The 26,908-nt window shown below is 45.3% G+C and carries 26 protein-coding genes, 1 pseudogene and 1 riboswitch; of the genes and pseudogenes, 18 read left to right on the forward strand and 9 right to left on the reverse strand.

The genetic code is table 11. The features are described 5' to 3' along the window. Nucleotides 1-6: 6 nt before the first annotated feature. Complete coding sequence (locus DW091_RS19075; RefSeq protein ID WP_199678194.1) at nucleotides 7-1,068, forward strand: alcohol dehydrogenase; 1,062 nt, start codon at nucleotides 7-9, stop codon at nucleotides 1,066-1,068. A gap of 9 nt (nucleotides 1,069-1,077) precedes the next feature. On the opposite strand, the gene DW091_RS19080 is transcribed toward DW091_RS19075, so the two are convergent. The 3 genes and pseudogenes from DW091_RS19080 to msrB form a co-directional block, all read right to left on the reverse strand. Beyond that, nucleotides 1,078-1,338 carry a hypothetical protein gene (locus DW091_RS19080; RefSeq protein WP_118519006.1) on the reverse strand — a complete coding sequence of 87 codons (261 nt, stop codon included), beginning with the start codon at nucleotides 1,336-1,338 and terminating at the stop codon, nucleotides 1,078-1,080. A 128-nt stretch (nucleotides 1,339-1,466) separates the two neighbouring features. Further along, on the reverse strand, nucleotides 1,467-3,371 hold the full coding sequence (locus DW091_RS19085; protein WP_224168851.1) for an alpha-amylase family glycosyl hydrolase: 1,905 nt from the start codon (nucleotides 3,369-3,371) through the stop codon (nucleotides 1,467-1,469). A 171-nt stretch (nucleotides 3,372-3,542) separates the two neighbouring features. Continuing rightward, a pseudogene (gene msrB / locus DW091_RS19090) lies at nucleotides 3,543-3,971 on the reverse strand (peptide-methionine (R)-S-oxide reductase MsrB); the annotation flags it as partial. 213 nt (nucleotides 3,972-4,184) lie between these two features. After that, nucleotides 4,185-4,343, forward strand: a riboswitch (M-box (ykoK) riboswitch). Nucleotides 4,344-4,601: 258 nt separating this feature from the next. On the opposite strand from msrB, the gene mgtA reads away from it, so the two are divergent. From mgtA to DW091_RS19105, 3 genes are all read left to right on the forward strand, one after another. Further along, on the forward strand, nucleotides 4,602-7,253 hold the full coding sequence (mgtA, locus tag DW091_RS19095) for a magnesium-translocating P-type ATPase (protein ID WP_118519008.1): 2,652 nt from the start codon (nucleotides 4,602-4,604) through the stop codon (nucleotides 7,251-7,253). 209 nt (nucleotides 7,254-7,462) lie between these two features. Then, nucleotides 7,463-8,269, forward strand: a complete 807-nt coding sequence (locus DW091_RS19100) for a helix-turn-helix transcriptional regulator (RefSeq protein ID WP_074617733.1) — start codon at nucleotides 7,463-7,465, stop codon at nucleotides 8,267-8,269. A 10-nt stretch (nucleotides 8,270-8,279) separates the two neighbouring features. Continuing rightward, nucleotides 8,280-9,146 carry a PhzF family phenazine biosynthesis protein gene (locus DW091_RS19105; protein WP_058695272.1) on the forward strand — a complete coding sequence of 289 codons (867 nt, stop codon included), beginning with the start codon at nucleotides 8,280-8,282 and terminating at the stop codon, nucleotides 9,144-9,146. Between the two features lie 55 nt (nucleotides 9,147-9,201). Here DW091_RS19105 and DW091_RS19110 read toward each other — a convergent pair whose 3' ends face one another. The 3 genes from DW091_RS19110 to DW091_RS19120 all read right to left on the reverse strand — a co-directional run bounded on the left by DW091_RS19110 (nucleotide 9,202) and on the right by DW091_RS19120 (nucleotide 11,960). Beyond that, nucleotides 9,202-10,452 (reverse strand): MFS transporter, encoded by a 1,251-nt coding sequence (locus DW091_RS19110; protein WP_118519018.1) that lies wholly within the window; start codon nucleotides 10,450-10,452, stop codon nucleotides 9,202-9,204. Nucleotides 10,453-10,591: 139 nt separating this feature from the next. Continuing rightward, nucleotides 10,592-11,242, reverse strand: a complete 651-nt coding sequence (locus DW091_RS19115; RefSeq protein WP_118519009.1) for a TetR/AcrR family transcriptional regulator — start codon at nucleotides 11,240-11,242, stop codon at nucleotides 10,592-10,594. An 85-nt stretch (nucleotides 11,243-11,327) separates the two neighbouring features. Further along, nucleotides 11,328-11,960 carry a CatB-related O-acetyltransferase gene (locus DW091_RS19120; protein WP_118519010.1) on the reverse strand — a complete coding sequence of 211 codons (633 nt, stop codon included), beginning with the start codon at nucleotides 11,958-11,960 and terminating at the stop codon, nucleotides 11,328-11,330. A gap of 139 nt (nucleotides 11,961-12,099) precedes the next feature. Here DW091_RS19120 and DW091_RS19125 point away from each other — a divergent pair, with 139 nt between their 5' ends. Both DW091_RS19125 and DW091_RS19130 read left to right on the forward strand, forming a co-directional pair. Next, on the forward strand, nucleotides 12,100-12,654 hold the full coding sequence (locus DW091_RS19125) for a GNAT family N-acetyltransferase (RefSeq protein WP_187368487.1): 555 nt from the start codon (nucleotides 12,100-12,102) through the stop codon (nucleotides 12,652-12,654). Between the two features lie 2 nt (nucleotides 12,655-12,656). Beyond that, a complete protein-coding gene (locus tag DW091_RS19130; RefSeq protein ID WP_058695269.1) occupies nucleotides 12,657-13,169 on the forward strand; it encodes a GNAT family N-acetyltransferase in 513 nt (170 codons plus the stop codon). 30 nt (nucleotides 13,170-13,199) lie between these two features. On the opposite strand, the gene DW091_RS19135 is transcribed toward DW091_RS19130, so the two are convergent. Then, on the reverse strand, nucleotides 13,200-13,556 hold the full coding sequence (locus DW091_RS19135; RefSeq protein ID WP_058695268.1) for a helix-turn-helix transcriptional regulator: 357 nt from the start codon (nucleotides 13,554-13,556) through the stop codon (nucleotides 13,200-13,202). Nucleotides 13,557-13,765: 209 nt separating this feature from the next. Here DW091_RS19135 and DW091_RS20225 point away from each other — a divergent pair, with 209 nt between their 5' ends. Beyond that, nucleotides 13,766-13,933 carry a hypothetical protein gene (locus DW091_RS20225; protein WP_158501365.1) on the forward strand — a complete coding sequence of 56 codons (168 nt, stop codon included), beginning with the start codon at nucleotides 13,766-13,768 and terminating at the stop codon, nucleotides 13,931-13,933. Continuing rightward, on the forward strand, nucleotides 13,920-14,252 hold the full coding sequence (locus DW091_RS19140; protein WP_118519011.1) for a helix-turn-helix transcriptional regulator: 333 nt from the start codon (nucleotides 13,920-13,922) through the stop codon (nucleotides 14,250-14,252). Before DW091_RS20225 ends, DW091_RS19140 begins: the two co-directional genes overlap by 14 nt. A 72-nt stretch (nucleotides 14,253-14,324) precedes the next feature. Here DW091_RS19140 and DW091_RS19145 read toward each other — a convergent pair whose 3' ends face one another. Beyond that, the gene (locus DW091_RS19145) at nucleotides 14,325-14,540 is read right to left on the reverse strand and encodes a hypothetical protein (RefSeq protein WP_058695266.1); all 216 of its coding nucleotides are present in this window, start codon (nucleotides 14,538-14,540) and stop codon (nucleotides 14,325-14,327) included. A gap of 1,312 nt (nucleotides 14,541-15,852) precedes the next feature. Between DW091_RS19145 and DW091_RS19150 the strand changes: the two genes are divergently transcribed. From DW091_RS19150 to DW091_RS19190, 9 genes are all read left to right on the forward strand, one after another. Beyond that, nucleotides 15,853-16,434, forward strand: coding sequence for a hypothetical protein (locus DW091_RS19150; RefSeq protein ID WP_058695265.1), 582 nt, complete (start codon nucleotides 15,853-15,855; stop codon nucleotides 16,432-16,434). 68 nt (nucleotides 16,435-16,502) lie between these two features. After that, nucleotides 16,503-17,354 carry a TlyA family RNA methyltransferase gene (locus tag DW091_RS19155; RefSeq protein WP_058695264.1) on the forward strand — a complete coding sequence of 284 codons (852 nt, stop codon included), beginning with the start codon at nucleotides 16,503-16,505 and terminating at the stop codon, nucleotides 17,352-17,354. Further along, entirely contained in the window at nucleotides 17,344-18,240 is an 897-nt protein-coding gene (locus DW091_RS19160) for an NAD(+)/NADH kinase (RefSeq protein WP_058695263.1), read from the forward strand. Before DW091_RS19155 ends, DW091_RS19160 begins: the two co-directional genes overlap by 11 nt. A gap of 5 nt (nucleotides 18,241-18,245) precedes the next feature. Further along, complete coding sequence (locus tag DW091_RS19165) at nucleotides 18,246-18,698, forward strand: arginine repressor (RefSeq protein WP_058695262.1); 453 nt, start codon at nucleotides 18,246-18,248, stop codon at nucleotides 18,696-18,698. A gap of 49 nt (nucleotides 18,699-18,747) precedes the next feature. Next, nucleotides 18,748-20,451, forward strand: coding sequence for a DNA repair protein RecN (gene recN / locus DW091_RS19170; RefSeq protein WP_058695261.1), 1,704 nt, complete (start codon nucleotides 18,748-18,750; stop codon nucleotides 20,449-20,451). 131 nt (nucleotides 20,452-20,582) lie between these two features. Then, nucleotides 20,583-21,242, forward strand: coding sequence for a phosphate propanoyltransferase (locus tag DW091_RS19175; protein ID WP_038352709.1), 660 nt, complete (start codon nucleotides 20,583-20,585; stop codon nucleotides 21,240-21,242). A gap of 23 nt (nucleotides 21,243-21,265) precedes the next feature. Beyond that, on the forward strand, nucleotides 21,266-22,045 hold the full coding sequence (lgt, locus tag DW091_RS19180; protein WP_058695260.1) for a prolipoprotein diacylglyceryl transferase: 780 nt from the start codon (nucleotides 21,266-21,268) through the stop codon (nucleotides 22,043-22,045). 164 nt (nucleotides 22,046-22,209) lie between these two features. Then, nucleotides 22,210-22,590: a BMC domain-containing protein gene (locus tag DW091_RS19185; protein WP_013381240.1), complete on the forward strand. Its 381-nt coding sequence runs from the start codon at nucleotides 22,210-22,212 to the stop codon at nucleotides 22,588-22,590. A gap of 15 nt (nucleotides 22,591-22,605) precedes the next feature. Next, nucleotides 22,606-23,142, forward strand: coding sequence for a EutP/PduV family microcompartment system protein (locus DW091_RS19190; protein ID WP_058695258.1), 537 nt, complete (start codon nucleotides 22,606-22,608; stop codon nucleotides 23,140-23,142). 78 nt (nucleotides 23,143-23,220) lie between these two features. Here DW091_RS19190 and DW091_RS19195 read toward each other — a convergent pair whose 3' ends face one another. Then, entirely contained in the window at nucleotides 23,221-23,691 is a 471-nt protein-coding gene (locus DW091_RS19195) for a hypothetical protein (protein ID WP_096920871.1), read from the reverse strand. A gap of 432 nt (nucleotides 23,692-24,123) precedes the next feature. On the opposite strand from DW091_RS19195, the gene DW091_RS19200 reads away from it, so the two are divergent. Next, nucleotides 24,124-26,865: a response regulator gene (locus DW091_RS19200; RefSeq protein ID WP_096920872.1), complete on the forward strand. Its 2,742-nt coding sequence runs from the start codon at nucleotides 24,124-24,126 to the stop codon at nucleotides 26,863-26,865. Nucleotides 26,866-26,908: the final 43 nt, after the last annotated feature.

The following is a 26,908-nucleotide window of genomic DNA, read 5'->3' on the forward strand; positions in this document are numbered from 1 at the left end:
ATAAAAATGAAATCAGAAAAAATGATGAAAGGGCTTGTCTGCCATAAGGACGGCACCATCGAGCTTTTGAATGTGCCGGTTCCGGGGCTTGTGGAAGATACAGACGCCATTGTCCGCGTATCACTCTCAACAATTTGTACCAGCGATCTTCATATCATGCATGGAGCAGTTCCGAGAGCCATACCAGAAAAAGTGCTCGGCCACGAATTTGTAGGTGAAGTCATCGAAGTGGGAAAGGGCGTTAAAAAGCTAAAGTCGGGAGTGCGCGTTGCCGCCAATTGTATTACCTTTTGTGGCGAATGTGGGTACTGCCGGCGGGGCTTTATCAATAACTGTGAAAAAGGAGGCTGGGAGCTTGGATGTCGGATTGATGGCTGCCAGGCAGAATATGTAAGAGTCCCCTTTGCGGATATGGGACTGACTAAAATACCAGATTCTGTCACTGACAAAGAGGCACTGCTGTTGGGGGATATTTTATCAAGCGGCTACTTTGGCGCAGAGCTCTGCGAGATTAAACCTGGTGATACCATTGCTGTTATCGGAGCCGGACCAGTGGGGCTCTGTGCTATGAGCTGCGCGCGCCTGTTTGGCGCGGCCCGGATTATCGCATTGGATATTCAGGATGAACGTCTGAAATTAGCGGTAGAGCAGGGATTAGCAGACGAAACAGTCAACCCATCAGCAGAAGATGCCGAGATGGCGGTCAAGGGCTTAACGGATGGCCGTGGTGCAGACGGCGTGGTTGAGGCGGCTGGCGGTGAGAACACCTTTGAGCTGGCCTGGAAACTCGCGAGACCTAACGGTGTTGTCGCCCTGGTTGCCATGTACGGAAAGGCCCAGACACTTCCACTTGAAAAAATGTATGGAAAGAATCTGATTTTTAAAACCGGCGGTGTGGACGCTGTCCACTGTGAGCGCATTATGAAGCTTATTGAGGCGGGGCGCATCAATACAGAATTTCTCATAACGCACGAGGCTCCTCTTAATGATATTTTAGAGGGCTACCGTATATTTGAGAATAAGCTGGATCACTGCATTAAATGGGCAGTAACACCTTATCAACGATAGCTTTGGGTATTAAAGGTATTCGAGTATACCATAGGGAGTAACAACGATGGCGCCGGCAGCGATAAGCTGTTTGGTTCCCTTTTGTAAAGCGCTGAGAGAGTCACAGCCGCCGTCTTCCTCCAGCATCAGGGCGTAGCCTTCTTTTTTCATGTCAGGATAGAGCATAAAATCAACACCTTCCTGTTGCAGTGTAAGCTTGGGATCAACCGCGACGATGATTTTTTCTTTAAGTGCATTTTGGTCATTAGGAGATAAAATAGAAGTTTTCATTAAAGGACTCCTTTCGCAATGAGAAGACAGTGTGTCGTTACGCCGTCTCATCTTCTGTAACTATAACATCTGTGGAACAAAAATACAAGAAAGCACGGACCGCTTATTGCAATATCCGTGCCCTCTTTTTAGCACACAGAGGAGTAGACCACAGCTGAACGCTTTGGAATATACAGGGTGGTAAGCATACCGGGGCAATCGGATTTTGAAGCAATTGGGGCAGGCTCTGTGTCTATCCATCCTCCAAAATGATGGGACTCTGTGTTAAGAACGGGTTGATAACCACTGTTGCCAGGAAGCGGGATAAATCCGTTGAAGTCTCTTGTCGGATGAAAATTAAAGGCAAAGAGGTAAGGGCCTTTTGAATAAAGTAGCAGTTTTGCCCAGGTATCGATGAGTAAAAGCTCTGAAGGATATTCAAGCAGCTTTGTATCTCTTACAAAATGGATCATGGCGCTGTCGAAATCCTGAAGATAGCGGTATCGAAGATTGGTGTCCTCTGCCAGATGCCACTGTCGGCGGGCGTACTGGTAGCTCCAGCCGTTATCCTCACGGGGGAAATCGATCCATTCGGGATGACCAAACTCGTTACCCATAAAATTCATATAGCCTTCGCCGGCGCAGGTACAGGTGATCAGCCGGATCATTTTATGTAAAGCCATGGCGCGCTCAATGACAGGGTTTTGGTTAAAGACATTCATATCGTTATACATATCCTGACCGGCCAGCCAGAACATGATAGTTTTATCGCCGACAATCGCCTGATCATGGGATTCGGCATAACCAATGACTTTTTCGCCTGGCCGGCGCTGTGTAAGCTCATGCCAGAGAGTTTTTAGGTCCCAGTCCTCATCGCTTACATCTCTTAAAGTGTGGATCCAGAAATCGGGAAGACCCATGCCCAGCCGGTAATCAAAGCCAAGACCGCCCAAAGAGACTGGAAGCGCCATCCCAGGAAAGCCACTCATATCCTCAGCAATTAGAAAACAATCAGGCTTTATTTCTTTTGCAAGGCTGGAAGCCATCTGGAGATAGGTGAGGCCTGCCATGTCCGTGTTGGGTGAAAAATACTGATCGTATGAATCAAAGTTTATGCCAAGCCCATGGTTATGGTATAGCATAGAGGTAACACCATCAAAACGGAAGCCGTCAAAATGGTATTCGTCCAGCCAGAATTTTATATTGGATAAAAGAAAGTGGAGAACCTCGGGCTTATCATAATTAAAAACCTTAGAACCCCAAGCGGGGTGATCACCCTCCAAACCAGCGTGAAAAAACTGATAGTCTGTTCCGTCAAATTCTCCGATACCGTCCAGAACATTGCGGGAGGCATGAGAGTGTACCAAATCGAGGATGACTGCGATGCCCAGACGGTGTGCTGTGTCGATGAGCGCCTTTAAATCCTCAGGAGTACCAAAACGGGAGGAAACCGCAAAGAAATTAGAAACCTGGTAGCCAAAGGAAGCATAGTAAGGGTGCTCCATAATCGCCATGAGCTGGATGGCATTGTAGCCAAGTCCGGCAATGTGCGGCAGTATATTCTGTGTGAATTCATTGAAGGTTGAAACCTCTGGGGCTTCTCCGGCGATGCCGATGTGAGCTTCGTAGATGAGCGGAGGTACGGACTGGTCGGGATGAAAGGTTTTTTCACGCCATCTGTAGGGCTGCGCAGGATTCCAAACCTGTCCGTCAAATGCAAAGGTATTCTTATCCTGAACCACACGTTTACAATAAAGCGGTACGCGGTCAAAGGACCGTCCCTCAGTCTTAATATGCACCTTAACACGTGAGCCGTGTGTCAGGGATTTTTCGCCAGGGAGAAAAACTTCCCAATTGCCGCTGCCCAAAGGCTTCAAGGGGGTAGCGGTTTTATCCCATCCGTTAAAATCACCAATGAGAAAAACAGACTGGGCGTTCGGAGCCCACTCACGGTAAACCCATCCGTCAGCCTTTTTGTGAAAGCCAAAATAAAGGTAACCGTCCGCAAAATCAGAAAGGCCCTTTTTATTTTTTAAAAGAGCCTTTTTTTTCATGTTAAATCGCTTTACCTGCCATTCGATCGCGGATGTGTAAGATTTTAAATAAGGATCTATTTTTAAAATTTCTAAATTAACTGAAGACATTTAATCAACTCCTTAACTTGTTTTATAAATACCCTTTTAAGTAAAAGATAAAACAACTGGGAGAAGAATTATAGTTTGAAATTATGGTATAATAGGGAGAAGCCAGCCATAACCTTCTGCTTCCATTTGCTCTTTTGGGATAAACCTCAGAGCTGCACTGTTAATGCAGTAGCGTTCTCCGCCAAAGGCAGCAGGTCCGTCATCAAAGACATGGCCGAGATGTGCGTCGCCGCTCCGGCTGCGTACCTCTGTCCGGACCATGCCGTAGCTGGTATCTTTGTGTTCCCGGATCGTATACGGATCAATGGGTTTCGAAAAGGAAGGCCATCCGCATCCGGCATCAAATTTATCAGATGAGGAAAAAAGAGGTTCACCGGTAGTGATATCCACATAGATCCCCGGCTCAAATTGATCCCAGTATTCACCGGTAAAGGCGCACTCAGTCATACTATTTTGTGTTACCTCGTAGGCTTCTGGCGATAGTGTCTTTTTTAAGGATTGGCCGTCAGGCTTTTTGTACGTATCTGGTACCTTGGTTGATTTTGGGGTATATTGTTTCATAATGAAACCTCCTTCATAAGATGGTTTGATTATACCCAATTCAACACAAAGCATGCTTAAATAAACCAATAGATGTATCGGAGGGGAATTTCTGGTTATAAGCTTAAGAAATTAGTAAGTGGCTTGACAAATTGAAACAAAGGAAGTAAAATAGCAAAGAAATAAATATTTCGGTAGGTGAGGCTACCACAGGGATATGGATTACTGCCGCGAACTAGTGGAGACACTACAAGTTGGTCAACAGTTTATGTCGAATACAAGGCATTGACTAATGTAATTTCACCGCCCTGTGAAGCTAAAGCTTGAACGGTGAACTGATAAAAGACGATTTTTTTGATATGTTGTCCTCTGTCATTGCTTGAGCTTTGGCAGAGGTTTTTTATTTCAGCAAACAGAGAGGCAGGTGAGAAAAATGGACGTTGGACGAGAGAAAGGCATAAGCCCCAAAAGGGTGGAGGAACCACAGGAAGAAGGATACAGACAGGCGAAGCACGCCCGTTTTTCCCCTTCCGGTAACAGCCTTTACTGAGGCTTGTGTCTTAACAGAAAGGATTAAATAAAATTCAGGAGGTTAAGACAATGAAAGTGATTTCAAATAATGCAAAAGACAGACTGCTGGAAGCTGCTGTTACAGAAGAAAAGGCTTTAATTAAAGTCTATGGCGCCGGCAGCTACAATGAAGAAAAGGCTTCAGAAATGCGAGAAGCTTATGGCGAAAATAAATTAAGCCGTCATCAGAATGATTCCGTCCTGAAACGGATTTTTGACGCTTTTGTCAATCCCTTTACGATTATTTTGATCGTGCTTGCACTGGTTTCGTTTGTTACAGATGTAGCGATGGCACCGCCGGGAGAAAAGGATCCTGTATTCGTAATAATTGTCGGAGTCATGGTACTGATCAGTGGATCACTGCGCTTTTTTCAGGAACAGAAATCTGACCGTGCCGCTGAGAGGCTTGGCGAGATGGTCGAAACAACCGCTGCGGTCGACAGGAGCCCTGCTGGAAAAGCAGAGATTCCTCTGGATGAAATTGTGGTGGGGGATATTATCTACCTGGCGGCTGGCGATATGGTCCCAGCAGATGTGAGAATCCTGAACGCGCGTGATCTTTTTATCAGCCAGTCTTCACTGACCGGAGAAAGTGAAGCGGTTGAAAAGTATGGAAGCCCGGTAGAAAATGCGGAGGATGATCCGTTGTCCTGCAACAATCTGGCTTTTATGGGAACGAATGTGGTCAGCGGATCAGCCAAAGCGCTGGTGCTGGCAGTGGGCGATGATACTATTTTTGGTTCTATAGCCAGCCAGCTGAGCCCAAAGCAGCAGAATACAAGCTTTGATAAAGGGGTCAATTCTGTTTCATGGGTTTTGATCCGTTTTATGCTGGTTATGGTACCTTTGGTATTTTTTGCCAATGGATTAACAAAAGGCGACTGGCCTGAAGCCTTTTTATTCGCAATTTCAGTGGCTGTTGGGTTGACTCCTGAAATGCTGCCGATGATCGTCTCGGCGAATCTCGCGAAAAGCGCTGTGGCCATGTCAAAGAAAAAGGTCATTGTCAAAAATCTGAGCGCCATTCAGAATTTTGGTGCTATGGATGTCTTGTGCACGGATAAAACCGGGACTCTTACGCAGGATAAGGTGGTTCTGGAATACCCGCTGGACATTCACGGCAATGAGGACGACCGCGTTATGCGCCACGCTTTTCTGAACAGCTGGCATCAGACAGGCCTTAAAAATTTAATGGATCAGGCTGTTATCAATCATGTGAATATGGGAACAGCCACTGTTTTAAAAGAAGAATACCGGAAAGTGGATGAAATCCCCTTTGATTTTAACCGCCGCCGTATGAGTGTAGTGGTAACTGACCGCACCGGTAAAACTCAGATGATCACAAAAGGTGCCATTGAAGAAATGCTGAGTGTATGCAGCTTTGCAGAATATAAGGGAAAAGTTGAGCCCATCACCGAGGAGGTTCAGAAAGAAATCTTAGAGCAGGTACGGCGTTATAATGATTCCGGTATGCGGGTTTTGGGTGTGGCGCAGAAGACAAATCCAGCGCCGGTCGGCGTGTTCTCGGTAGCGGATGAATCCGATATGGTACTTATCGGGTACCTGGCTTTTCTGGATCCGCCGAAAGAAAGCACTGCAGCAGCTTTGAAGGTTCTCAAAGAATATGGCGTGGGTGTTAAGGTGCTGACAGGTGACAATGAAGTGGTGACAAAAGCGATCTGCCGCCAGGTAGGTATGCCCGCCCAGAAGATACTGTTAGGCTCAGATATTGAAAAAATGGATGATAACACACTGGAAAAAGCTGTGGAGAAGACAGACATCTTTGCCAAACTTTCTCCGCTGCAAAAAGTGCGGATTGTAAAGGCCTTAAAGAGTAACGGGCACACCACAGGATTTCTGGGAGACGGGATCAATGACGCTGGCGCCATGAAGGCATCTGACGTAGGGATTTCGGTTGATACAGCTGTGGATATTGCGAGGGAATCTGCGGATATCATTCTGCTGGAAAAAGATCTGATGGTGCTGGAAGAAGGTGTGGTAGAGGGCCGCAAGACCTATGCCAACATTATAAAATATATTAAAATGACCGCAAGCTCTAATTTTGGCAATATGTTTTCTGTTTTGGCCGCCAGTATTTTTCTGCCTATGTTGCCCATGTTGCCCATGCAGCTTTTGGTGCTCAATCTGATTTATGATATTTCCTGCACGGCCATCCCGTGGGATAATGTCGATCCAGAATACTTGAAAACGCCAAGAAAATGGGACGCTTCCTCCATTGTCAAGTTTATGCTGTGGATGGGGCCTGCGAGCTCAGTATTTGATATTACTACCTATTTATTCCTGTTTTTCTACCTCTGTCCTATGGTTTTTGGCGGTGCGTTCCATACCCTCGGTCAAACGGCTCAAATAGGATTTATTGCACTGTTCCACGCAGGATGGTTTATAGAGTCACTCTGGACTCAAACACTGGTCATTCATATGATCCGTTCGCCAAAGCTGCCTTTTATCGGAAGTCATGCTTCATGGCAGCTGACAGGGTTAACCACTCTGGGGATTGCAGTCGGTACGATTTTGCCCTTTACCTTCATCGGGGCGGCGCTCGATATGGTACCGCTTCCGGGAATGTATTTTCCATTTCTCGTTATCACGGTGCTGTTGTATATGGCTCTGGTAACAATGTTGAAAAAAATATTTATACGTCGTTATGGCGAACTGCTTTGACCATATTGGGAACCTGTGTATGTGAAATAGCCTGCACAGGTTCTTTTTTATATCTGGAAGACAGCCATTGTCTCCAGGCATATTAAATGATAAAATGTCCAGAAACAGGCCGAAAATAGAGAATGCAACCATTGGTTGACAAAATGTAAAGAAAGGTTGGTAGTCTGATAAACCATGCGTTTTCTAAAAGAAACAATGGAGGTGGAAAAATGACATTTCAAGAAAGGCTACTTCAGCTTAGAAGGCAAAAAGGGTTTTCTCAGGAGGCACTCGCGGAGCGTATGGGGGTTTCCAGACAGGCCGTTTCTAAATGGGAATCAGGATTAGCCAATCCAGATATCAATAATCTCGTTCTTTTAAGTGAAATTTTTGAAGTTTCTTTAGATGAACTCATAAAAGGTGAGGTGCCGCGCGCTTTCGAGAAAGAGGCGACGATAAAAACAGTGAAAGTTCCCTGGAGCCGCCATTATGAATACAAAAGCAAGAGTCATATTGGAGGACTTCCTTTGATTCATATAAATATTGGATGGTATGACAGACGGTTCAAGACGAACTTCAAGGCGAGGGGAATCATTGCTGTTGGTAACATTGCGACAGGTCTTATTTCAATTGGTTTGATTTCAGTGGGGATTTTTTCTTTTGGCGCGCTGAGCTTTGGTCTGCTGGCGCTTGGAGGATTAGCCCTGGGACTGGCTCTCGCCTGTGGCGGTGTGGCCGCAGGAGGAATCGCAATCGGCGGTGTGGCTCTGGGGATTTTTGCGCTCGGCGGATTGGCGGTGGGGATGTTTGCCAGCGGAGGCTGTGCCATCGCTTCCCATATAGCAGTGGGGGGGTATGCAAGAGGACATATTGCCTGTGGAGAGATAACCAGCGGCGCGCGGATTGCGGAGCGGTATATCGGCGGCAGCGGCAAAGTTATTGACAGTGAGATGATGGTACTGGCCATCAAGCAGGAATTTACAGAAATGTGGTTGCCGTTCCGGGAGCTTTTGATAAAGCTTTATGGCGGGTGGTAAGGAGTTAAAAATGAAAATATACATTGTTGATTCATTCACAGAAAAGCGTTTTTGTGGTAATCAGGCAGGAGTTGTTCTTCTCGAAAGCGGAGAGGATTTTCCCGAGCCGGACTATATGCGGCAGTTGGCCGCAGAGTTACGTTATTCTGAAACAGCCTTTATAAAGAAACTGGAAAAAGAAGTTTTTAAGCTGAGGTATTTTACACCGATGCAGGAGGTAGAACTTTGTGGACATGCAACAATCGCGGCCTTTACTGTTTTGCATAAGGAGGGAGTCATTAAAGCCGGAAGCTGCAGAGCAGAGACAATGGCCGGCGACCTTGAGGTTAAAGTGTCTGAAAAAGATATCTGGATGGAAATGGCGGTGCCGAGAATCATTAAAATTTTTGATCAGGAAGAGAGTGAGGCCCTTTATACCTCACTGTCACTCGATAAATACGACGCGCCAGAAGCGATGCTCCCTCAGATTATAAACACTGGCCTCAGTGATATTATGCTCCCAGTCAAAAATCAAAAGGCATTGGAAGCAGCGGTTTTAAAGGCTCAGGAAGTTTCACTGTTATCCGCAGCCTATAGCGTGACGGGGATACATCTTTTCTGTCTGGAAAAGGATATCGAAATCACTGCCCGGTGCCGCAATTTTGCCCCCGTCTGCGGAATTGATGAAGAATCTGCTACAGGCACCTCCAATGGCGCGCTGACCTGGTATCTCAGGCAATATGGCATTGTAAAGCCCAATGAGATCAATCGTTTTGTTCAGGGAGAAGCTATGGGAAAGCCTTCGGTTATTAAAACAATTTTTGATGAAAAAGAAGGAAAACCACGCATTCGGGTTGGCGGCGCAGCGGTCATTGTATTTAAAGGAGCGCTTGTTTAGATTAATAATAAAGAAAAAAAGAGATGATGTGCTGTTTTGCCACATCATCTCTTTTTTAATCTGCCGGAATCAGTTCAATACTTTGAAAAATTTTACGCGAAGCCAGCGTGATGGCAATGGCAATAAGACCGGTACCAAAAATAACAGTCCAGGGAGCGGTGCCGAATATTTTAAACAGAAAACCGTAGAGAGCCTGCCCGATTGGTTGTGAACAGACTGAAATTGCCATGATAAAAGACATTACCTTTCCAATTAAGTTTTCCGGTGTAATGATCTGCACATAAGACATCATCATCACCGTAAAAATGGAGGCCAGAGCCATGAGTGACATTCCAAAAAAGGTGATGACCACGTAGCTGACCATCGACGGCAATCCGAGCAGAAGTACCAGACCCATCGGGAGAACACAAAGCGCAGAACCGGCTAGAATGAGGTGGGCCTTGTCCTGGGTGAGTTTATCCGAGAGAAGACTGACAAGAATACCGCCGAGCAGCGCTCCGGCCATCATGATTCCTTGAGCGATACCGTAAAGCTGGCTGGAGAGGCCAAGATTAATGGTGATGACTGTGGGCATCCCGATTATGAACATGGAGGTGATAAAAAGGTTAAAAGCACAGACGACAAGCAGAGCTTTAAAAATAACAGGCTGTCGATACAGAATAAAGTTTAGACTATCTCGCATATCGCCTTTGACAATCGACAAAACAGAGCTTTCGGCCGGACGCTTCTTATAGGGCATATGAATAAAAACTTCCATAACCGCAGAGAGGAAGAAGCTGATGCCACCGATAAAAATAATAGGTGTCAGACCAAAAAAACCATAGAGCATACCGCCAAAGACAGGGCCCAGAAGCGAAGAGAGAGACTGCACCTGATTGACAACAGCATTGGATTTCATAAGGTTTTCTGAGGAAGAAAGCAGAGGAATGCTGGACTGGACGGAGGGGCTGTAAAACGACTGAATAATGGAGAGCAGTACCATCATAACGCCAATCAAAACCACCGCTTGATCAGGAATAAAAACAAGGCCAAAGATAATGACAATTCCTGAGGTGATAAAATCTAAAACGACCATAATATTCCGGCGGTTTACACGGTCTGCGATAATACCGCCGATGGGGGACAGCAGGGCCATCGGGATCATTGATATGGCCATGATCGAGCCGAAAACAGCCGATGAGCCTGTAAGGTTAAGCAGATAAAGCGGCAGGGCAAAGCGCAAAATTGCGTTTCCGAACAGTGAAATAATCTGTCCGATAACAACCAAGGTAAAATCCCGGTTAAAAAGTTTTGATTTAGTATTCAAGGTAATGACCTCCAAAATAATTTTAATACCGACCGATGGTATGTAAATGGGATTAAAAAATGGCTCCTCTTGAGGAGCGGTATCAATGCCGCATATCCAATGCATTAACCGGGCACTGGGTATGCGGTGATGTTTAAATTTATTTTTCTGAATAAACAGCGTCTGCAAATACGTCGATGGCTTTTTTAACAGCCTCATTAATAAGGTTCAATCCCTGGGAAGAAAGAAGGGCGTCAAGAAATTTGATTTTTTCATAAAATTCTTCCCGCGTTTTGGTAAACAGAGCAGGCGTAATCCAGAGATTCGACAGTAAAATCAGGGTCTCTGCTAGTTCTTTAGGATATTTGGTATGGATTGACCCATCTGCTACTCCCTGTTCAATCAGGACCTGAATGGAAGGCGCAGTATCCTCCATCGATGTTTTAATCTGCATGACCAGCATCCGCGCGTTTTTTAACAAGTCGGGGACCATATGATAAACAGCGTGGTTAAAGGGGCTTTCCAGTGATATGATCATACACTGCTGCAGGCGTTCTAACCCGGTTTTATTTTTCGGATTCTGAGTCAGCACATCCAAAAGCCCTTGTTCTTTATAAAACCTGTCGGTGACGGCGTCGAGAATTTCTTCTTTGCTTTTGAAATGGTGGTAGATCGCGCCCTTGCTCAGGTCGCCGAGCGCATTGACAATGTCTTGAATTGTGGTGGCTTCATAGCCCTTTTCCATAAATAATTCCCATGAGGTATCCAGAATACGGTTAATTGTTACCTCGGGATGTTTGTTTCTTGCCATAGGTACTTCCTTCTTTAAATACATTCGGTTGGTATGTAAAAATAATACCACTGTGTTTTTTTATTGTCAAGTCAAGAGCTGTAATTTAAGCATTCTTCATAAGGGCATCAATATTTCCAGATGTAATATCTTCCAGGTGTTTCTGAACTTTTTCGGCAGGCCAATCCCACCAACTTATTTCAAGCAGTTTATCAATGGTCTTTTCATCAAAACGTTTTTTTATCGGTTTAGCTGCAATACCGCCAACAATAGTGAAGGGCTCTATATCTTTCGAAACCAAGGCTCCGGAAGCCACAATGGCGCCGTGGCGGATCTGGACACCTGGAAGAATGACAGCCTCATAGCCAATCCATACGTCACTTCCGATAACTGTGTCTCCTTTGTTTTCCCAGCTATCCTGCATTTGAAGCTGAGTGCTCCAATCATCAGCAAAGAGAGGAAAAACAAAGGTAGACAGTGAGCTCATTGCGTGGTTGGCTCCGTTCATAATAAACCTGGCACCACAGGCGATCGACCCGTATTTCCCGATAATTAAGCGGTCATGGTTAATGGGATAGTGATAAAGGATATTATTCTTTTCAAAATCACGGGGATCATTGACAAAATCATTATAAACAGTAAAATCACCTACTTCAATTGCAGGGTCTGTTATGGCGTTTTTGAGATAAATACTATTGGTACCGCCGTTTCTGGGATACATTCTATTCGCGTTTGGCATTTTAGTTCCTTCTTGAAGTCTTTTAATGATTATACCATAGCGAAGAAGATTTAACTGGGGGTGGAGTATAAAAAAGCTTTTCTTTTTTTGAAAAAGGTGGTAATATTAAAGACCTCTTTTATGGGATTGGAGGATAGGTATGATTGAAAAAATGCTTTTTACTAACAGATTAGTGCTCAGGCGGTCAGAGACAGCACTCTCGGAACTGGTGACCGATTATTTTATACGAAACGCCGATTTTTTGAAAGCCTGGGATGCAGCGCATGATTCAGCGTTTTATACAGAGGCTTATCAGCAAAAAGCTTTGAAGCAGGATGAAAGAGATTTTTTACAGGGGCATGGCTTAAGATATTGGCTGATGCCAGAAAATGAAAGGAGGATTATCGGTAACATTTCTTTTAATAATATCGTTATGGGGCCATTTTGCTCGTGTTTTCTGGGTTACCGGCTGGATGAAAAGAGGCAGGGCAGAGGGCTCATGACAGAAGCGCTGAAGAAGGGAATTGAAACGGCCTTTGGACCGCTAGGGCTTCATCGAATTGAAGCCAATATTATGCCCAAAAACAAGGCGTCTTTGCGGGTGGCCGAAAAGCTTGATTTTAAGAATGAGGGCTTATCCACTAAATATTTAAAGATTAACGGTGTATGGGAGGACCACATCCATATGGTTTTATTGAATGAGGAGATAGAATAAATATGATTTTAAAAACAAAAAGATTATCCCTTAGAGAAATGAGCGATTATGATTTTAAAGATCTCTGCGAGATGCTTCAGGATCCTGTTGTTATGACAGCTTATGAGCATGCTTTTGAGGATGAGGAAGTAAGACAGTGGCTGGAGAATCAGAAAAGACGCTACAGCGAAGACGGCTTTGGCTTATGGGCAGTGCTTCTTAAAGAAACAGGAGAAATGATCGGACAGTGCGGCCTGACCTGGCAAAATGTGGGGGAAGAGAAAGTTTTAGAGGTGGGCTATTTGTTTAAGAAGGCTTTCTGGCATAAAGGATACGCAATTGAGGCGGCCAAAGCTTGTAAGCAGTACGCCTTTGAGATTTTAGGCGCTAAGGAGGTCTACTCCATTATCCGTGATACAAACATCGCCTCACAGGCTGTTGCAAAACGTAATGGGATGACATTGAAAGGCGAAATCGTCAAGCACTACTACGAAATGGATATGCCGCATTTGCTTTATTCAGCTGTTAGAAAATAAAAAACTCCCCTTTTGGGGAGAGGTCAGCATTTAAGTTTCTTTATTAAGGGCAATCCGGTGCTTTTCATAGGTCTTTATCATGTCCAGCACATAGATTTGTTCTTCAGGGCGGAGATCAACCAGAATTTCATGAATCTGTGTTAAAATCTCATTGGCGTTCCATTCAGGAAGCGGATAGGCCATTGGACCCTCATCCCGGAGCAGCCACTCTTTGCTGATTTCCAGTGTTTTACAGATGGTATCGACATAAGAGACACGCGGGTGCTCTGTTTTGTCGCGCTCGATATCTGTAATGACCGTACGTGAGGTTCCTATTGCTTCAGCCAGTTTATCCTGAGAAAATCCTTTCGCTTTGCGCGCTTCTTTCAACCGTTCTCCGATACTCAATAGTCAACCCCCTTTTATCGTATTTGTTTTTTAATTTACCATACTTGAGACCCGCTGTCAATCAGGGAATTGGAAGATATAAACTCCTCTGTTACCATTGTTTTAAATACTTAGTTGACATTCAGAGTGAATTAATATAAAATGAATTTAATAAACGAAAAAGAATATAAAATACATATACTTAGACCTGATGAATGGAGGAGATTCCAGTGAGTAAAGAAAATGCAGTTGTTGAGGAAATTCTCGAGCATTTAAGTCAGGCCACACCTGAATTTCAAAAGGAAATTCTTTCGGTGGTAACAGCGCTAAAGGCGACCTCGGATCCCGATGATACAGCTTCTAAGGAAAGAAAGGAGCCCAGAAATGAAGGAACTTGATCACAAAGCCATTGGTTTAAGAATCCGAAAGCAGCGGATACTTCTAAAATTGAGCCGTGAAGAGCTGGCGCAGAAAATAGGAGTTTCCACCACATTTTTGACAGATATCGAATTGGGAACGAAAGGATTTTCACTTAAGAGTCTAAACCGTTTTTCGCAGGTGCTTAAAATGTCCGCGGAGACCATTTTATACGGATCGGAAGGTGCCGGTAAAAAAACAAGTCTGCTGGATGTATTGGCTCAATGCCCCAAAGAGAAGATCAACTACGCTGAAGAGATCATCCATCTCTTTCTTGTAAGTCACCAACATGAACAATAAATAAAACAGCACGATAACAAAAGCAAATAGGGGGTCCCCAGTAAGGGCCTTCATTTGCTTTTTTATTTTATGTCAGTATTCTATTTTGTGAGGCGCAATGGCGGACAGGTCATATTCATCTAAATAAATTGAGACTTCGCCACATTTTGGACAGACCGCAACCTTTGGCTTTCCGATCACTTCACCAAATGTGCCCTCTTTTGTAACTTTTAGGCCATTTCCTGTGCTGTCAATTTTAATGTCAAAGCTTTCGCGCATTTCATATTGACAATGTGGACAGATCCGCATTTGCTACACCTCCGATTACATTTTATGGTCTTATTATAACACAATGTATGAAATTGGTGAAGCTATTTAAGTATATTTGTAAAAGGCCGCGTTCTGAATCAGGTATTGACTTTTGTAAAGGGATCATGGGAATTTCGGCAACGGGCATTACGATTATTCCCATGATGCTGACACTGTTGATTGCCAGTAACTTTACAGGTAGAATGATTTTGAAATACGGAAAAGCGCCAAGACTTTCGGTCGTGTCTTTTATCATTCCCTTGCGCAGATGCAGTCGATCAAATTCGCGCCGTCATGCCGGCATCCCTTGTTGACAGTTTCAGCACACTGTTGGCGCAAAGCAGTCGTTGCATTATCGATAGATCATGTTTTTCTGATCTGTACAGCAGTGGGTGTTCCTGGGATTATATCCTCTTTCCTTAGGAAGGAAGCCCTCCCTGATTTGGAAAATAAGGACGTAAAAAAATATGCCGCCTTTGTTGCGTTATTAATCTTTTATAAAAGGTTAATGATAAAAATGAAGAGCCGAATGTGATTTTAGTGGATGCTTTGGGACATATTCACTCAATATTCATGATTTTTGGGAAAAGCAGCTTAAATATTGTTTAATCTTTACATATTTATACAGTTTTTCGCTTGTGATAAAGAAAGGAAAATGATATAATCTTATACAGGTGGTGCAGTATTCTAGTCGGCACTGTTGATCACCAGGGCGGGCCTAAAAATCCGTCGAAGGGCATATCGATGAAGTCCCTTGTGAATGCTTTTGACGCCCAGTTGGGGGTGTTCACTGGGGGTTAAGGAAGATGGGGCAACCTGCAATGGCATGCGGGCTTCTGACCCTGCTTCCGTGGAGACCTGTCTAATGATAGGGAAAACCTGTGAATGTGTTTCATTCTGTAGTGGAATGGAGTGCTGAAACAGTGTAGCCTGCCTTGAGTGGCTTAGGTGGATGGGCTGACAGTTTTATAATTTCCAGGGCCCGGAGAGTATAAAATATTGCGTTCGAAACCTAATCTGCAAAAGAGGCTAAGGATCAATGGGTGTTGTCGAGGAAAACTCCTAGACTGCTCGCAAGAGGTATAGTGGGGATTATAGTGCACACTTAGTGGTAATTCAGTCCTGCATTCGGTGACGCTGCAGACTACATGTAAAGGGAAACCGCTTTGACGGCGACGTCTTAGTCATGTTTTGGGAAATCCTACTGAACCTATGTCGCAAAGTTTACTCATTATGCTACCACCCCATGAAAGAATGTGAAGGAATTATGCGTCGCATAATTCCTTTCTTTTTAGTTTAAAATGGAGAATTGATGAAAACAAACAAGAAAAATTTGTCTAAAAAGGAATTAAAAGAGCGCAAGCACCGCCATTGGGTGATTGGAGTTTCCATTGGAACCTTCTTTTCGACCATGCTGGTCACTTATATTTCAGATACGCTTTTAGCTCATACGGGCCTTCTGATTTCTTTTCTTATTTTATTTGCCATTATTGCCTTTGGGATACTGGCGGACATTGTGGGCGTGGCTGTGACTGCAGTCAATATTGAGCCATTTAACGCCATGGCAGCTAAGAAGTTAAAGGGCGCTAAGACCGCGGTCTCGCTGGTCAGGAATGCCCCAAGGGTATCCAATGTCTGCAACGATGTTATCGGAGATATCTGCGGTATTGTCAGTGGCGCTACTGGTGTCAGCATTGCCACACAGCTTCTGCGGTTTTATCCGCTCTTTAACGCGGTTATTTTGAGCCTGGTAATGAGCGGCTGTATCGCCTGCCTGACGGTCGGGGGTAAGGCCCTTGGAAAGGACCTTGCAATGAAAAACAGTACATCCATTATCCACGGCTTTTCGCTGCCTGTGGCAACCGTTAAAATTTTATTCAAGGGCTGCGAATAGCAGCCTGGCTTTGCTGGGCTTATTATGTCGGAAGACCGGTATCATCTTATAAAGAGAAAGTAGAATGTATGAAAAAAGAACGATTTGATAAATATCTCGTTGATCATGGCTTTTTTGATTCTCGGGAAAGGGCTAAGAAAGCCATTATGGCCGGGTTGGTCATGGTAGGCGGTCAGGTCAAGGATAAAGCGGGGGATCAGCTGGCGGTGGATTTGAACCCATCCGTTATCGAGATCAAGGGCAATCCTATCCCTTATGTAAGCCGGGGAGGGCTCAAGCTGGAAAAAGGGCTTGAGGTTTTTCCGTTTCCAGTGCAGGGTGGTATTTTCCTTGATATTGGTGCGTCGACTGGTGGTTTTACAGACTGCCTGCTACAAAACGGGGCCGCAAAAGTATACTCGGTGGATGTGGGATATGGGCAGCTTGACTGGCGTCTCCGCGGAGATGAACGGGTAGTGTCCATGGAACGGACTAATTTCAGAAATCTGGAAAAGGGCGCTATCCCGGATATTGTAGACGGAACAGTTATGGATGTTTCCTTTATTTCGATCACAAAACTGCTGGACGCGATTCGCTTGTTTTTAAAGGATGGGGGAAAAGGAATCTGGCTCATCAAACCCCAGTTTGAGGCGGGACGTGATAAGGTGGGCAAGAATGGCGTTGTTCGGGATAAAAAAACTCACAGAGAGGTATTGGACCAGACACTTTCGCAGATTATGGAAAAGCATTTTAAAGTTTTTGGCTTGGATTATTCACCCATACAGGGCCCCAAGGGAAATATAGAGTTTCTTTGCTTTGTTGAGAAGCTGCCAGAGTGTGAGACAGCAAGGTTTGAAAACCGGGAACAAATGATTGAACAGGTGGTTAATGCAGCCCATAGCGCCTACAGTAAAAAGGATGGGGAAAACAATGATGAATGAAGTCGGCATCTATCTCAACTGCGATAAAAGCGACAGTGTGGAAATGGCCGCGAAGTGCATCCGCTATCTAAGAGGGCGGGGAATACAGGTCGCTTTGCTCAATAATCAGATGGAGCCGGATGGGGACCCTGGGGTGCATATATACCCTAAGGATGAATTTTATAAAAAGCCGAACTGCATTGTGGTATTGGGCGGAGACGGAACACTGCTGTCTGTTGCCAGGGCTTCTTGCATTTACGATATGCCCCTTTTTGGCATTAACCTTGGAAAGCTGGGCTTTCTGACAGAAGGTGAAGCCTCTAACTATGAGCACCTGTTAAAGGCGCTGTGCAACGGGGAGTTCTTCCTCGAGAAACGGATGATGCTGTCCTCCTGCATTAACCGGCCGAATGGCGAGAGCGAGACCTTTCTGGCTCTTAATGACGTTCTGGTAAAAAATACCGGATTCCGCATGATGGATATTAAAGCTTACGCGGGTAAAGAAGGGGAGAACATGATCGATTTTTTCAGAGCGGACGGGCTGATCATTGCCAGTCCGACGGGATCGACGGCTTATTCGCTGGCGGCTGGTGGTCCGGTGGTGGCGCCAGGAACAGATGTTATGATTGTCAATCCCATCTGCCCGCATCGGCTTCATGACCGTGCCTATGTAATTGCCGCAGAGGAAAATATCACCATTCGTTTTGATGAGCGCGAACGGGACATTATCGTGAGCTTTGATGGACAAAACATTATCCCCATTGGGGCGAGGGATGAGGTCGTGGTGAAAAAAGCACCCTATACTGCCAATTTAGTTCGGCTCAATAATGTGAATTTCTACGATCGTCTGAGGAAAAAGCTTTCTGACGATGTGCTCAGCAATATCAGCAATAAAGACAGGAGGTAGCTGCCGTGAAAGTAGCGAGACAGACTAAAATCATTGAAATTATTGAAAATAATCAGATTGAAACCCAGGAAGAACTAGCCGAGCACCTAAAGCAGAGTGGCTACAAGGTGACACAGGCCACGATTTCAAGGGATATTAAGGAGCTTAAGCTCATTAAGGTTATGGGGCAGGACGGACGTCAGTATTATTCTTCCTTAAAGGATATGGGCACCATATACGATGAGCGAGTGGTGGCTGTTTTCAGAGAATCCGTTTTAACGGTAGATACTGCTACCTTTTTGGTAGTGCTCCATACACTGCCAGCCATGGCTCAGGCGGCGGCTCTGGCTATTGACTCTATGGAGTGGAATGAGGTGGTTGGTACTGTGGCAGGCGACGACACTATTTTTGTCGCTGTCCGGGAACAAGATGACGTCAACGAAATCGTAAGCCGCTTTAAAAAATTGATGAAGCCCTGACGGCGTCGGGTAAAAATAGCCGACAGATTAAAGCACAGGAGAGGTTTTTATGCTGTTAAATATCGTCATTAAAAATTACGCCCTGATCGAGGCCTTAAATATCGACCTGGATCCAGGACTCAACGTGATTACTGGGGAAACTGGAGCCGGTAAGTCCATTGTCATCGATGCGCTTACATTGCTGCTGGGACAGCGGGGCAATAAGTCTAATATTCGCCACGGAGCGGATAAAATGGTGGTGCAGGGGTTGTTTGATATTGACGGAAATCAGGCAGTATCCGCTAAACTGGCCGAATTTGGTATTGAGCCAGAGGATGGGCGCCTCATACTAACCCGTGAGATTGATACCAAGGGGAAAAATGTGTGTCGGGCAGATGGGATTATCATTACCGTAACACAGCTCCGGGCCATCGGTGATAACCTGATTGATATTCACGGGCAGCATGAGCACCAGTCGCTGTTTCAGCGGGAGAACCACCGTCATCTTTTGGATGATTTTGGAGGTGACCCGGCCAGGGAGCTGCTGAACGATGTGGCGGGAGACGCTGCGAGGCTCAAAGAGCTTAGTCAGAAAATCCGCGGTCTTGAAAAGGACGAGCGGGAAATGGAACGCCAGAAGGAAATGTTCTTGTATGAGCTCAAGGAGATCCGGGCAGCCAAGCTGATCGACGGTGAGGAAGAGAGTCTGGAGAGCGACAAAAAGATTCTCGTCAACAGTGAGCAGCTTTTCAGAAGTGCTAATGAGGCCTACCAGGTCTTGAACGGGGACGAAAATGCTTACCAGACCGCCCTCCTGGCATTGCTGACCGAGCTGGGCGACCGCATAAGGGATATTTCGGAGATCGACAGCGGTTTTAAAGCCTATGATGCCGTAGTGGAATCGGCCTATCAGGAGCTTGAGAATTTGTCCTTTGAAATTCGCAGCTATATAGACGGCATTGACTTTGACATGAATAATCTAGATGAAGTGGAAAAACGCCTGGGCGTGATCACTGGGCTCAAACGAAAATATGGAAGCTCGATCAGTGAAATTCTGGAATATGGCGCGCTTTTGGAAGAACGGCTTTCAGGGCTCATGAACCGCGATGAACAGATCGAGAAATTTCAGAAACAGTATAAAAAGATTCTGAGAGACTATGAAAGCCGGGCAAATGCACTGCATGAAATGCGCAAAAAATCCGGTCAAGTCTTTAAGGAAGCCCTTGAACGTGAACTGAAAGACCTGGCTATGGAAAAAACTGTGGTGCAGGTACAAATCAGCCAGGAAAAGAAGCTGATCTCCCCGAAGGGGCAGGATCAGGTTGAATTTTTGATCTCGGTCAACCCCGGGGTGCCGCCGAAGCCGTTGCGCAAAATTGCTTCGGGAGGGGAGATTTCCCGCATCATGCTCAGCATCAAAAGTATATTCGGCGACCGCGACCGGATCCAGACAATGATTTTTGACGAAATTGACACCGGTATCAGTGGGAGGACAGCTCAGGCAGTGGCTGAGAAGGTTTTTGAGCTTAGCAAGACCCACCAGATTATCTGTATTACCCATCTGCCACAGATTGCCTCGATGGCGGATAAGCATTTTCTGGTCGAGAAAAAATCGGACGACGACAGTGTGGAGGTGAATTTTGGGCCGCTTGGAGAGCGGGAACGTCAGAACGAGCTGGCCCGGATGCTCAGCGGTGCAGAGGTGACTCAAACGACCCTTGACCATGCTGCCGAAATGCTGGAAATGACCAAAAAATTAAAAAAGACAAAATAGTAGCAGTCCTCAAAATGCGAAATGCGCAAAATGAACAAAATAGTGCATTAACAAGTGAATAATTTTTAGGTAGAATAAAGCAAGGTAGAGAAACTTAAAATTAATGGTTAATGAAAAGGAGATTAGTAATTATGGAACGCAGAGTACCATTGGGATTATCAAACAAACACATTCATCTGTCCCAGGAGGATTTAGAAGCTTTATTCGGTGAAGGCTATGAATTGACACCGAAAAAATTTCTGGTTCAGCCTGGACAGTTTGCAGCGGTTGAAAAGGTCGATATTGTAGGACCAAAGAACACATTGGCAGGGGTACGTGTTTTAGGTCCGGTTCGTCCAGAAACACAGCTGGAATTAAACATCGCAGACGGCGTTAAGTTAGGTATCCATCAGGTTCCGATTCGTTTATCAGGTGACCTGGAGGGTACACCGGGCTTTACCATTATCGGGCCAAAGGGGAAAGTAGTTAAGGAAAAAGGGATGATCGTCGCTGAAAGACATATCCACTTATCCACCGAAGAAGGCGCTAACTATAATCTGAAGGACGGCGATATTGTTTCGGTTCGTCTGAAGGGACCTCGCGGCCTGATTTTCAATAATGTGCTGGTGCGTGTTGGGGATAAACACAAAATGGAAATGCACATTGATATTGAAGAAGGCAACGCAGCCGGTGCGCGCAACGGACAGCTGGCCTGTATCGTTGATAAGGAAACCGCTACGATTGATTACCTGACCATCTGCGACGATGGAAGTCCGCTTCCGATGGTTGGAGACCTGCCGGAAAAAGAATAAATTAAAATAATTGGAGGAATACCATGCCAACACCGAACCCTACAGCGTTTACGATTTTCAATATTGAGGTGAAATGGTACGGAATCCTCATTGCCGCTGCCTTGGTAATCGGGATGCTGATTGCGGTCAAGCGTAGTGCGAAATACGGGATTAAGAGCGATGATATCATGGATTTTTTTCTGTTTCTGGTTCCGTCCATTATTGTAGGCGCGCGGCTTTATTACGTTATTTTTGAATGGGGCTACTATTCAAAACACCTTAATGAGATTATTATGACGCGCTCCGGCGGTCTGGCCATACACGGCGGGATTATTGCCGGAGTGATTGTCGGGATTATCCTGTGCCGGGTAAAGAAGATCAATTTCTTTGCCTTGGCAGATACGGTGATCCCGGCATTGCCGCTGGGGCAGGCCATTGGGCGCTGGGGGAATTACTTTAATCAGGAAGCTCATGGTACCATTACGGATCTGCCTTGGGCCATTACAGTAAGCGATCCGATTCTGGGGATGATACGTGTTCATCCTACATTTTTATATGAAGCTATCTGGGATTTGCTCGTTTTTGGTTTCCTGTTCTTTTATGAAAAAAAATTCAAAAAAGTTAACGGTGAGCTGCTGTTTTTGTACCTCGCATTGTATTCTGTAGGCCGCTTCTTTATTGAAGGGCTGCGGACGGACAGCCTGATGTTTATGAATATTCGGGTGGCCCAGCTCATCAGTCTGGCTCTTGTGATCGTCGGATTTGGCGGTATCATTGTCCTGAGGAAAAAATTTGGCGGCGAGCATTTAAATGGTGGCGAATAGGACTTTAAAACACTCCTGATCTGGAGTGTTTTTTTGTTTAAAATACAAAAAATAGCTTTATCAAACAAGTATTTCCATGTTTTGCTTAAAGATTAAATGTTACAATACACAGTAATACAATAATAAAGAATGAAAAGTTATGGGGATTTTTAGGAGGGACTTCAATGGATGTGAACAATATATTGGGATCAAACGAAGGCAAGCTTCGTATCATACAGGAAACCGTACCGGGCAAACAGGTTACATTGGCCCATATTATCGCTGGTCCGGACCCGATCGTTTACCAGAAGCTGGGCTTAAACCCAAGCGTGGATTATAATAAGGCGGCCATTGGTATTTTGAGCATGACGCCAGCGGAAATTGCTGTTATCGCAGGGGATATGGCCATCAAGACTGCCCCGATCGATATGGGCTTTATTGACCGTTTCAGCGGCACCTTAATTTTTACAGGTCGTATTTCCGATGTTAAGTCAGCGGTCAATGCAATTTTGAGCTACCTTCAGGGGACATTGGGCTTTACCATCTGCGAAATTACAACAACATAGGATGAAGGCGACTTTATGAAAAAGATGATTTTGGTTGGCAGGAGTGAATGCGGAAAAACTACGCTGCGTCAGGCGCTGAAGGGTGATACCATTCAGTATGAAAAAACGCAGTATGTCAATCACTTCGATGTAATTATTGATACACCGGGCGAATACGCCGAAACCAATACACTGGCGCGGGCGCTGGCCCTCTATTCTTACGAGGCGGACGTGGTGGCACTTTTGATTAATGCGACTGAGCCCTATTCCTTATATCCGCCAAACGTTGCTCCTGTGGCAAACAGGCCGGTGATTGGGATTGTTACGCAGATCGACCATCCCTGTGCCAATACAGAGCAGGCCATCGAATGGCTTAAACTGACTGGTGCTGATCCGATCTTTCCGGTGAGCTCTTATACCGGAGAAGGGATCTGGCAGCTTTTAGAATACCTGAAGGAGCCAGGAGATGTTCTTCCCTGGGAGAGCCAGGAGGAGGCCGAACAGGAAAGAAACGTAAAATCCACAAAATACGAGATCCAGGAATTTGGACAAAAGGATTTTGAATTTATTTAAAACAAACCCCTCCGCATAAATTGCGGAGGGGTTTGTATCTAAAAAAGATGGGATGCCTAAACGGTACCCCATCTTTTTTTAGAGATCCTTTAAAATTTCATCCCACACATCACCGATCCGGGTCGTGCCGAAATAGTTGAGACAGGTTGAAACTGTTGGAAGATTTTTGTTTGCATCTATTTCCTTACGGGTTGGCTTTTTGCCAAGGCGTTTAAACTCATCCAGCAGCATCTGAGTGATGATGCTCTTGGAGTAACGGCGGCGTCCCTGGGGAGCAGTTTCTTCGACGGGTTCAGGATCATTGGCGACTGCTTCGGCAGGTTCAGCAATTTCGGAAACAACAGGAGCGTCCTCCCTGACCAGTGTCAGATTAAGGGCAGAAGCGCTGATGCCGGCAGCTTTGACCGCCTTTTCCCATTTCTTGAAAAAGCCAAGATAAGCCTTTGCCGGTGGATCGATCATATCTTCAGGACCTGGTATGCGTCCTAATTCAACGGCTTTCTTTTGTAATTGCTCAATGAGCATCTTTTTTTCGTAGTATTTTCCCATGGTTACCTTCCCTTGATTAACAATAATTTCAAAATTTTAAACGGTTATTATTATAGCATAAAACAGTGTAAATACAAGTAAAAATAGACCTGCAAAGTAATAAAAAATGAAACTACCGGCAATAAAAAACAGGCGGGATAAATCCAAAGCCTGTTTGGTGCCGATTTAGCTATATTACAGCAAATTTCATACAATAATTTACCATAGCGATTATACCATAACACCATGCAGATGTAAATTGAAGTTTTCAAATTCATTACGCCAAAAGGATCATTTTTAAAAACAGCAGGAAGAAGAGTCCGGCTTAAAGATTCGGAAAAGAATCGTAGCAATCCAGAAGGATTGATTGATTTTAGAAATCTATTAAGATATAATATGAACAAGTAATAAGATTATGATTGAAAGCGATCATAAAGGAGTGAATGGTTTTTAATGAAAGATAAAAAAGAAACAAAGCTAGAATCAGCCAAGGCGAAGATAGAGTTTGGCAGCATGGGGCTTGTAATATGCCAGCTTCTTTTAAATGAAGATCTGCCAGTGCTTTGGGCAAGCATGGATTTTTACAGGGCTACCGGCTATACCGAAGAGGAATATCAGAAGCGGTTTTCAAGTCTCAGGCACTATTATCAGGCATATCCGAAAGCGTTTCAAATTTTTAAGAATACACTGCTTCATGCTTTTGACGCGGGGGAGACCCGCGTGCGGACAAACTGCCAGATGCCTGTCTCAAATGGGATGGCCTGGTTTCAGGTGACTGCGACCATGGCAGAGCCTCCACAGTCAGACAGCTCAGTAATCAACGTTGTATTTGTTGACGTTACAGATATGGTCTTTTTGCAGGAGCAACGAATGCATTATTTTGAATTAATGCTGGATGAATATGTCGGCAACATCTATATCAGCGATATGTCTACCTATGAGCTTCTGTATGTGAACAAAGTATCTTGCGAAACACTGCAGCGGCCAATGGAGAATATTATTGGGAAAAAATGCTATGAGGTGATACAGGGACGGTCAACACCCTGCCCTTTCTGCACTAATGACCGGTTGAGCGAGGATTCCTTTTATGAATGGGAATTTTTTAACCCGGTTTTAGATCGAACTTTTATGATTAAGAACCGGATTGTGAACTGGTATGGGCATAAAGCCCGGATTGAGTTGTCCCACGATATGTATAGCGCAGAGTATAAACTTGCGAAAAAGGATCGTGAGCGGGAGGCCCTGCTCAGGACCATTCCCGGAGGTTTTGCGCGCCTGGACGCCCGAGACTTTAAGACGGTTCTCTGGTATGGGGCGGATTTTTTAGACATGATCGGCTACACTAAAGAGCAGTTCGAAAAAGAGCTGCATTCCCAGTGCACTTATATACATCCCGATGACCACGCCCGGGTGAAAAAAGCAATCATCGAGCCGCAAGCTACAGGACAGAACACAGTGTTTGAGGTGCGAATCAAAAAACGGTCGGGAGAACAGCGTATTTTAACCATTACCATGTGCTATGTGGATGGTTTGGACAGCTGGGACGGCATTCCCTCCTTTTACAGTATCGGACTGGATATCACGGAGGAAAGGGAGGAACAGCAGCGGCAGCGCATAGCACTGGAGGACGCGTATCAGGCGGTTCGTGTCGCCAACTCGGCCAAAACTGACTTTTTATCGTCAATGTCCCACGATATTCGGACGCCCATGAACGCGATCATGGGCATGACGGCCATTGCCAGGGCAAACATGGAAAGCCCGGAAAGGGTGGGGGACTGCCTGAACAAGATTAATGTCTCCAGCCGCCATCTGCTCAGCTTGATTAATGAAGTTCTGGATATGTCAAAGATTGAGAGCGGAAAGCTTGATCTGGTGCTTGAAGCCGTTGACCTCCCCGAGCTTATTCAGGGTGCTTCGGATATGTGTAAAGCGCTTCTGACTGAGAAAAAGCATGATTTCAAGGTGATTGTCGGACAAGTACAGCACGAAAAGGTCATCACTGACGGGGACCGCCTGCAACAGGTTTTTCTGAATCTGCTGTCCAATGCCATTAAGTATACGCCGGAGGGAGGAAAGATCACCCTGCTGATTAATGAGAGGCCTTCGATCATTTCTAAAAAGGCTCAGTATGAATTTGTTTTTACAGACAATGGCATTGGTATGGAACAGGAATTTCTTGTGAAAATTTTTGAGCCCTTCTCCCGTGCAGAAGATTCGCGTATCAGCAAAATCCAGGGAACCGGCCTTGGAATGGCCATTACGGATAACATAGTCCATATGATGAACGGAACCATTGATGTAAAGAGCGAGCCGGGAAAGGGAAGCCAGTTTATTGTAACGGTACCGTTGGAACTGCAAATCGAGGAAGTGCAAAGTGATGATGCGCTAGCAGGCCTGCCGGTACTGGTGGTGGACGATGACCAGATCGTGTGTGAAAACGCTGCGCTGCTACTGAATGAGCTGGGGATGCGCGGATGTTGGGTTTTATCCGGTGCCGAGGCAGTTGAAAGCGTTCAGAAGGCCCATCACCAGGGTGAGGATTATTTTGCAGTCATTCTAGATTGGAAAATGCCTGAAATAGATGGTCTTGAGACTGTCCGGTTGATCCGGAGGCAGATGGGAGAGGAGATGCCTATCATTATAATATCCGCATATGATTTTTCGGATATTGAGGAGGAATTTTTGAGCGCGGGGGCAGACGCCTTTATTACCAAACCTCTATTTAAATCGAAAATGCTGCATGTGCTTCAGCTGTTCTGTTATACAGATAAGACAGAGACTGAGGAGACCGGAGAGGAAGAATTCCACGCCCGGCTTTTGGGTAAACGTGTTTTGCTGGCTGAGGACAATGACCTCAACCGTGAGATTGCCGTCGAGCTTCTCAAAATGCAGGAAATTCTGGTGGAGACTGCGGAAAACGGAAAGCAGGCCATAGAGATGTTCGAAGCATCGAAGCCGGGATATTATCAGGCGATCTTGATGGATATTCAAATGCCGGTCATGGATGGCTACGAGGCAACGGCCAAAATACGGGCGATGTGCCGGGCAGATTCGAACTTACCGATTTTTGCCCTCACGGCTAACGCCTTTGTAAGCGATATGGTCAGGGCCCAGAGTGTGGGTATGAACGATCATGTCTCAAAGCCTATTGATATAGAAAAGCTTGTCGGCATTTTGGAGCAGTGGGTCAGGTAATCAAAAAAGATGTGCAGATAAATTCTTCTGCACAACTCCTGCG

Source organism: Eubacterium sp. AM05-23, from assembly GCF_003477535.1.
GTDB lineage: Bacteria > Bacillota > Clostridia > Eubacteriales > Eubacteriaceae > Eubacterium > Eubacterium maltosivorans.

What these genes read in the sequence shown, in the direction of transcription:
- DW091_RS19200 (WP_096920872.1), top strand. Translation starts at nt 24,124, where the DNA reads ATGAAAGATAAAAAAGAAACAAAGCTAGAATCAGCCAAGGCGAAGATA.
- DW091_RS19145 (WP_058695266.1), bottom strand. Translation starts at nt 14,540, where the DNA reads ATGCGGATCTGTCCACATTGTCAATATGAAATGCGCGAAAGCTTTGAC.
- recN (WP_058695261.1), top strand. Translation starts at nt 18,748, where the DNA reads ATGCTGTTAAATATCGTCATTAAAAATTACGCCCTGATCGAGGCCTTA.
- DW091_RS19125 (WP_187368487.1), top strand. Translation starts at nt 12,100, where the DNA reads ATGATTGAAAAAATGCTTTTTACTAACAGATTAGTGCTCAGGCGGTCA.
- DW091_RS19140 (WP_118519011.1), top strand. Translation starts at nt 13,920, where the DNA reads ATGAAGGAACTTGATCACAAAGCCATTGGTTTAAGAATCCGAAAGCAG.
- lgt (WP_058695260.1), top strand. Translation starts at nt 21,266, where the DNA reads ATGCCAACACCGAACCCTACAGCGTTTACGATTTTCAATATTGAGGTG.
- DW091_RS19080 (WP_118519006.1), bottom strand. Translation starts at nt 1,338, where the DNA reads ATGAAAACTTCTATTTTATCTCCTAATGACCAAAATGCACTTAAAGAA.
- DW091_RS19175 (WP_038352709.1), top strand. Translation starts at nt 20,583, where the DNA reads ATGGAACGCAGAGTACCATTGGGATTATCAAACAAACACATTCATCTG.
- DW091_RS19155 (WP_058695264.1), top strand. Translation starts at nt 16,503, where the DNA reads ATGAAAAAAGAACGATTTGATAAATATCTCGTTGATCATGGCTTTTTT.
- DW091_RS19185 (WP_013381240.1), top strand. Translation starts at nt 22,210, where the DNA reads ATGGATGTGAACAATATATTGGGATCAAACGAAGGCAAGCTTCGTATC.
- DW091_RS19160 (WP_058695263.1), top strand. Translation starts at nt 17,344, where the DNA reads ATGATGAATGAAGTCGGCATCTATCTCAACTGCGATAAAAGCGACAGT.
- DW091_RS19115 (WP_118519009.1), bottom strand. Translation starts at nt 11,242, where the DNA reads ATGGCAAGAAACAAACATCCCGAGGTAACAATTAACCGTATTCTGGAT.
- mgtA (WP_118519008.1), top strand. Translation starts at nt 4,602, where the DNA reads ATGAAAGTGATTTCAAATAATGCAAAAGACAGACTGCTGGAAGCTGCT.
- DW091_RS19195 (WP_096920871.1), bottom strand. Translation starts at nt 23,691, where the DNA reads ATGGGAAAATACTACGAAAAAAAGATGCTCATTGAGCAATTACAAAAG.
- DW091_RS19130 (WP_058695269.1), top strand. Translation starts at nt 12,657, where the DNA reads ATGATTTTAAAAACAAAAAGATTATCCCTTAGAGAAATGAGCGATTAT.
- DW091_RS19100 (WP_074617733.1), top strand. Translation starts at nt 7,463, where the DNA reads ATGACATTTCAAGAAAGGCTACTTCAGCTTAGAAGGCAAAAAGGGTTT.
- DW091_RS19105 (WP_058695272.1), top strand. Translation starts at nt 8,280, where the DNA reads ATGAAAATATACATTGTTGATTCATTCACAGAAAAGCGTTTTTGTGGT.
- DW091_RS19075 (WP_199678194.1), top strand. Translation starts at nt 7, where the DNA reads ATGAAATCAGAAAAAATGATGAAAGGGCTTGTCTGCCATAAGGACGGC.
- DW091_RS19120 (WP_118519010.1), bottom strand. Translation starts at nt 11,960, where the DNA reads ATGCCAAACGCGAATAGAATGTATCCCAGAAACGGCGGTACCAATAGT.
- DW091_RS19190 (WP_058695258.1), top strand. Translation starts at nt 22,606, where the DNA reads ATGAAAAAGATGATTTTGGTTGGCAGGAGTGAATGCGGAAAAACTACG.
- DW091_RS19085 (WP_224168851.1), bottom strand. Translation starts at nt 3,371, where the DNA reads ATGAAAAAAAAGGCTCTTTTAAAAAATAAAAAGGGCCTTTCTGATTTT.
- DW091_RS19150 (WP_058695265.1), top strand. Translation starts at nt 15,853, where the DNA reads ATGAAAACAAACAAGAAAAATTTGTCTAAAAAGGAATTAAAAGAGCGC.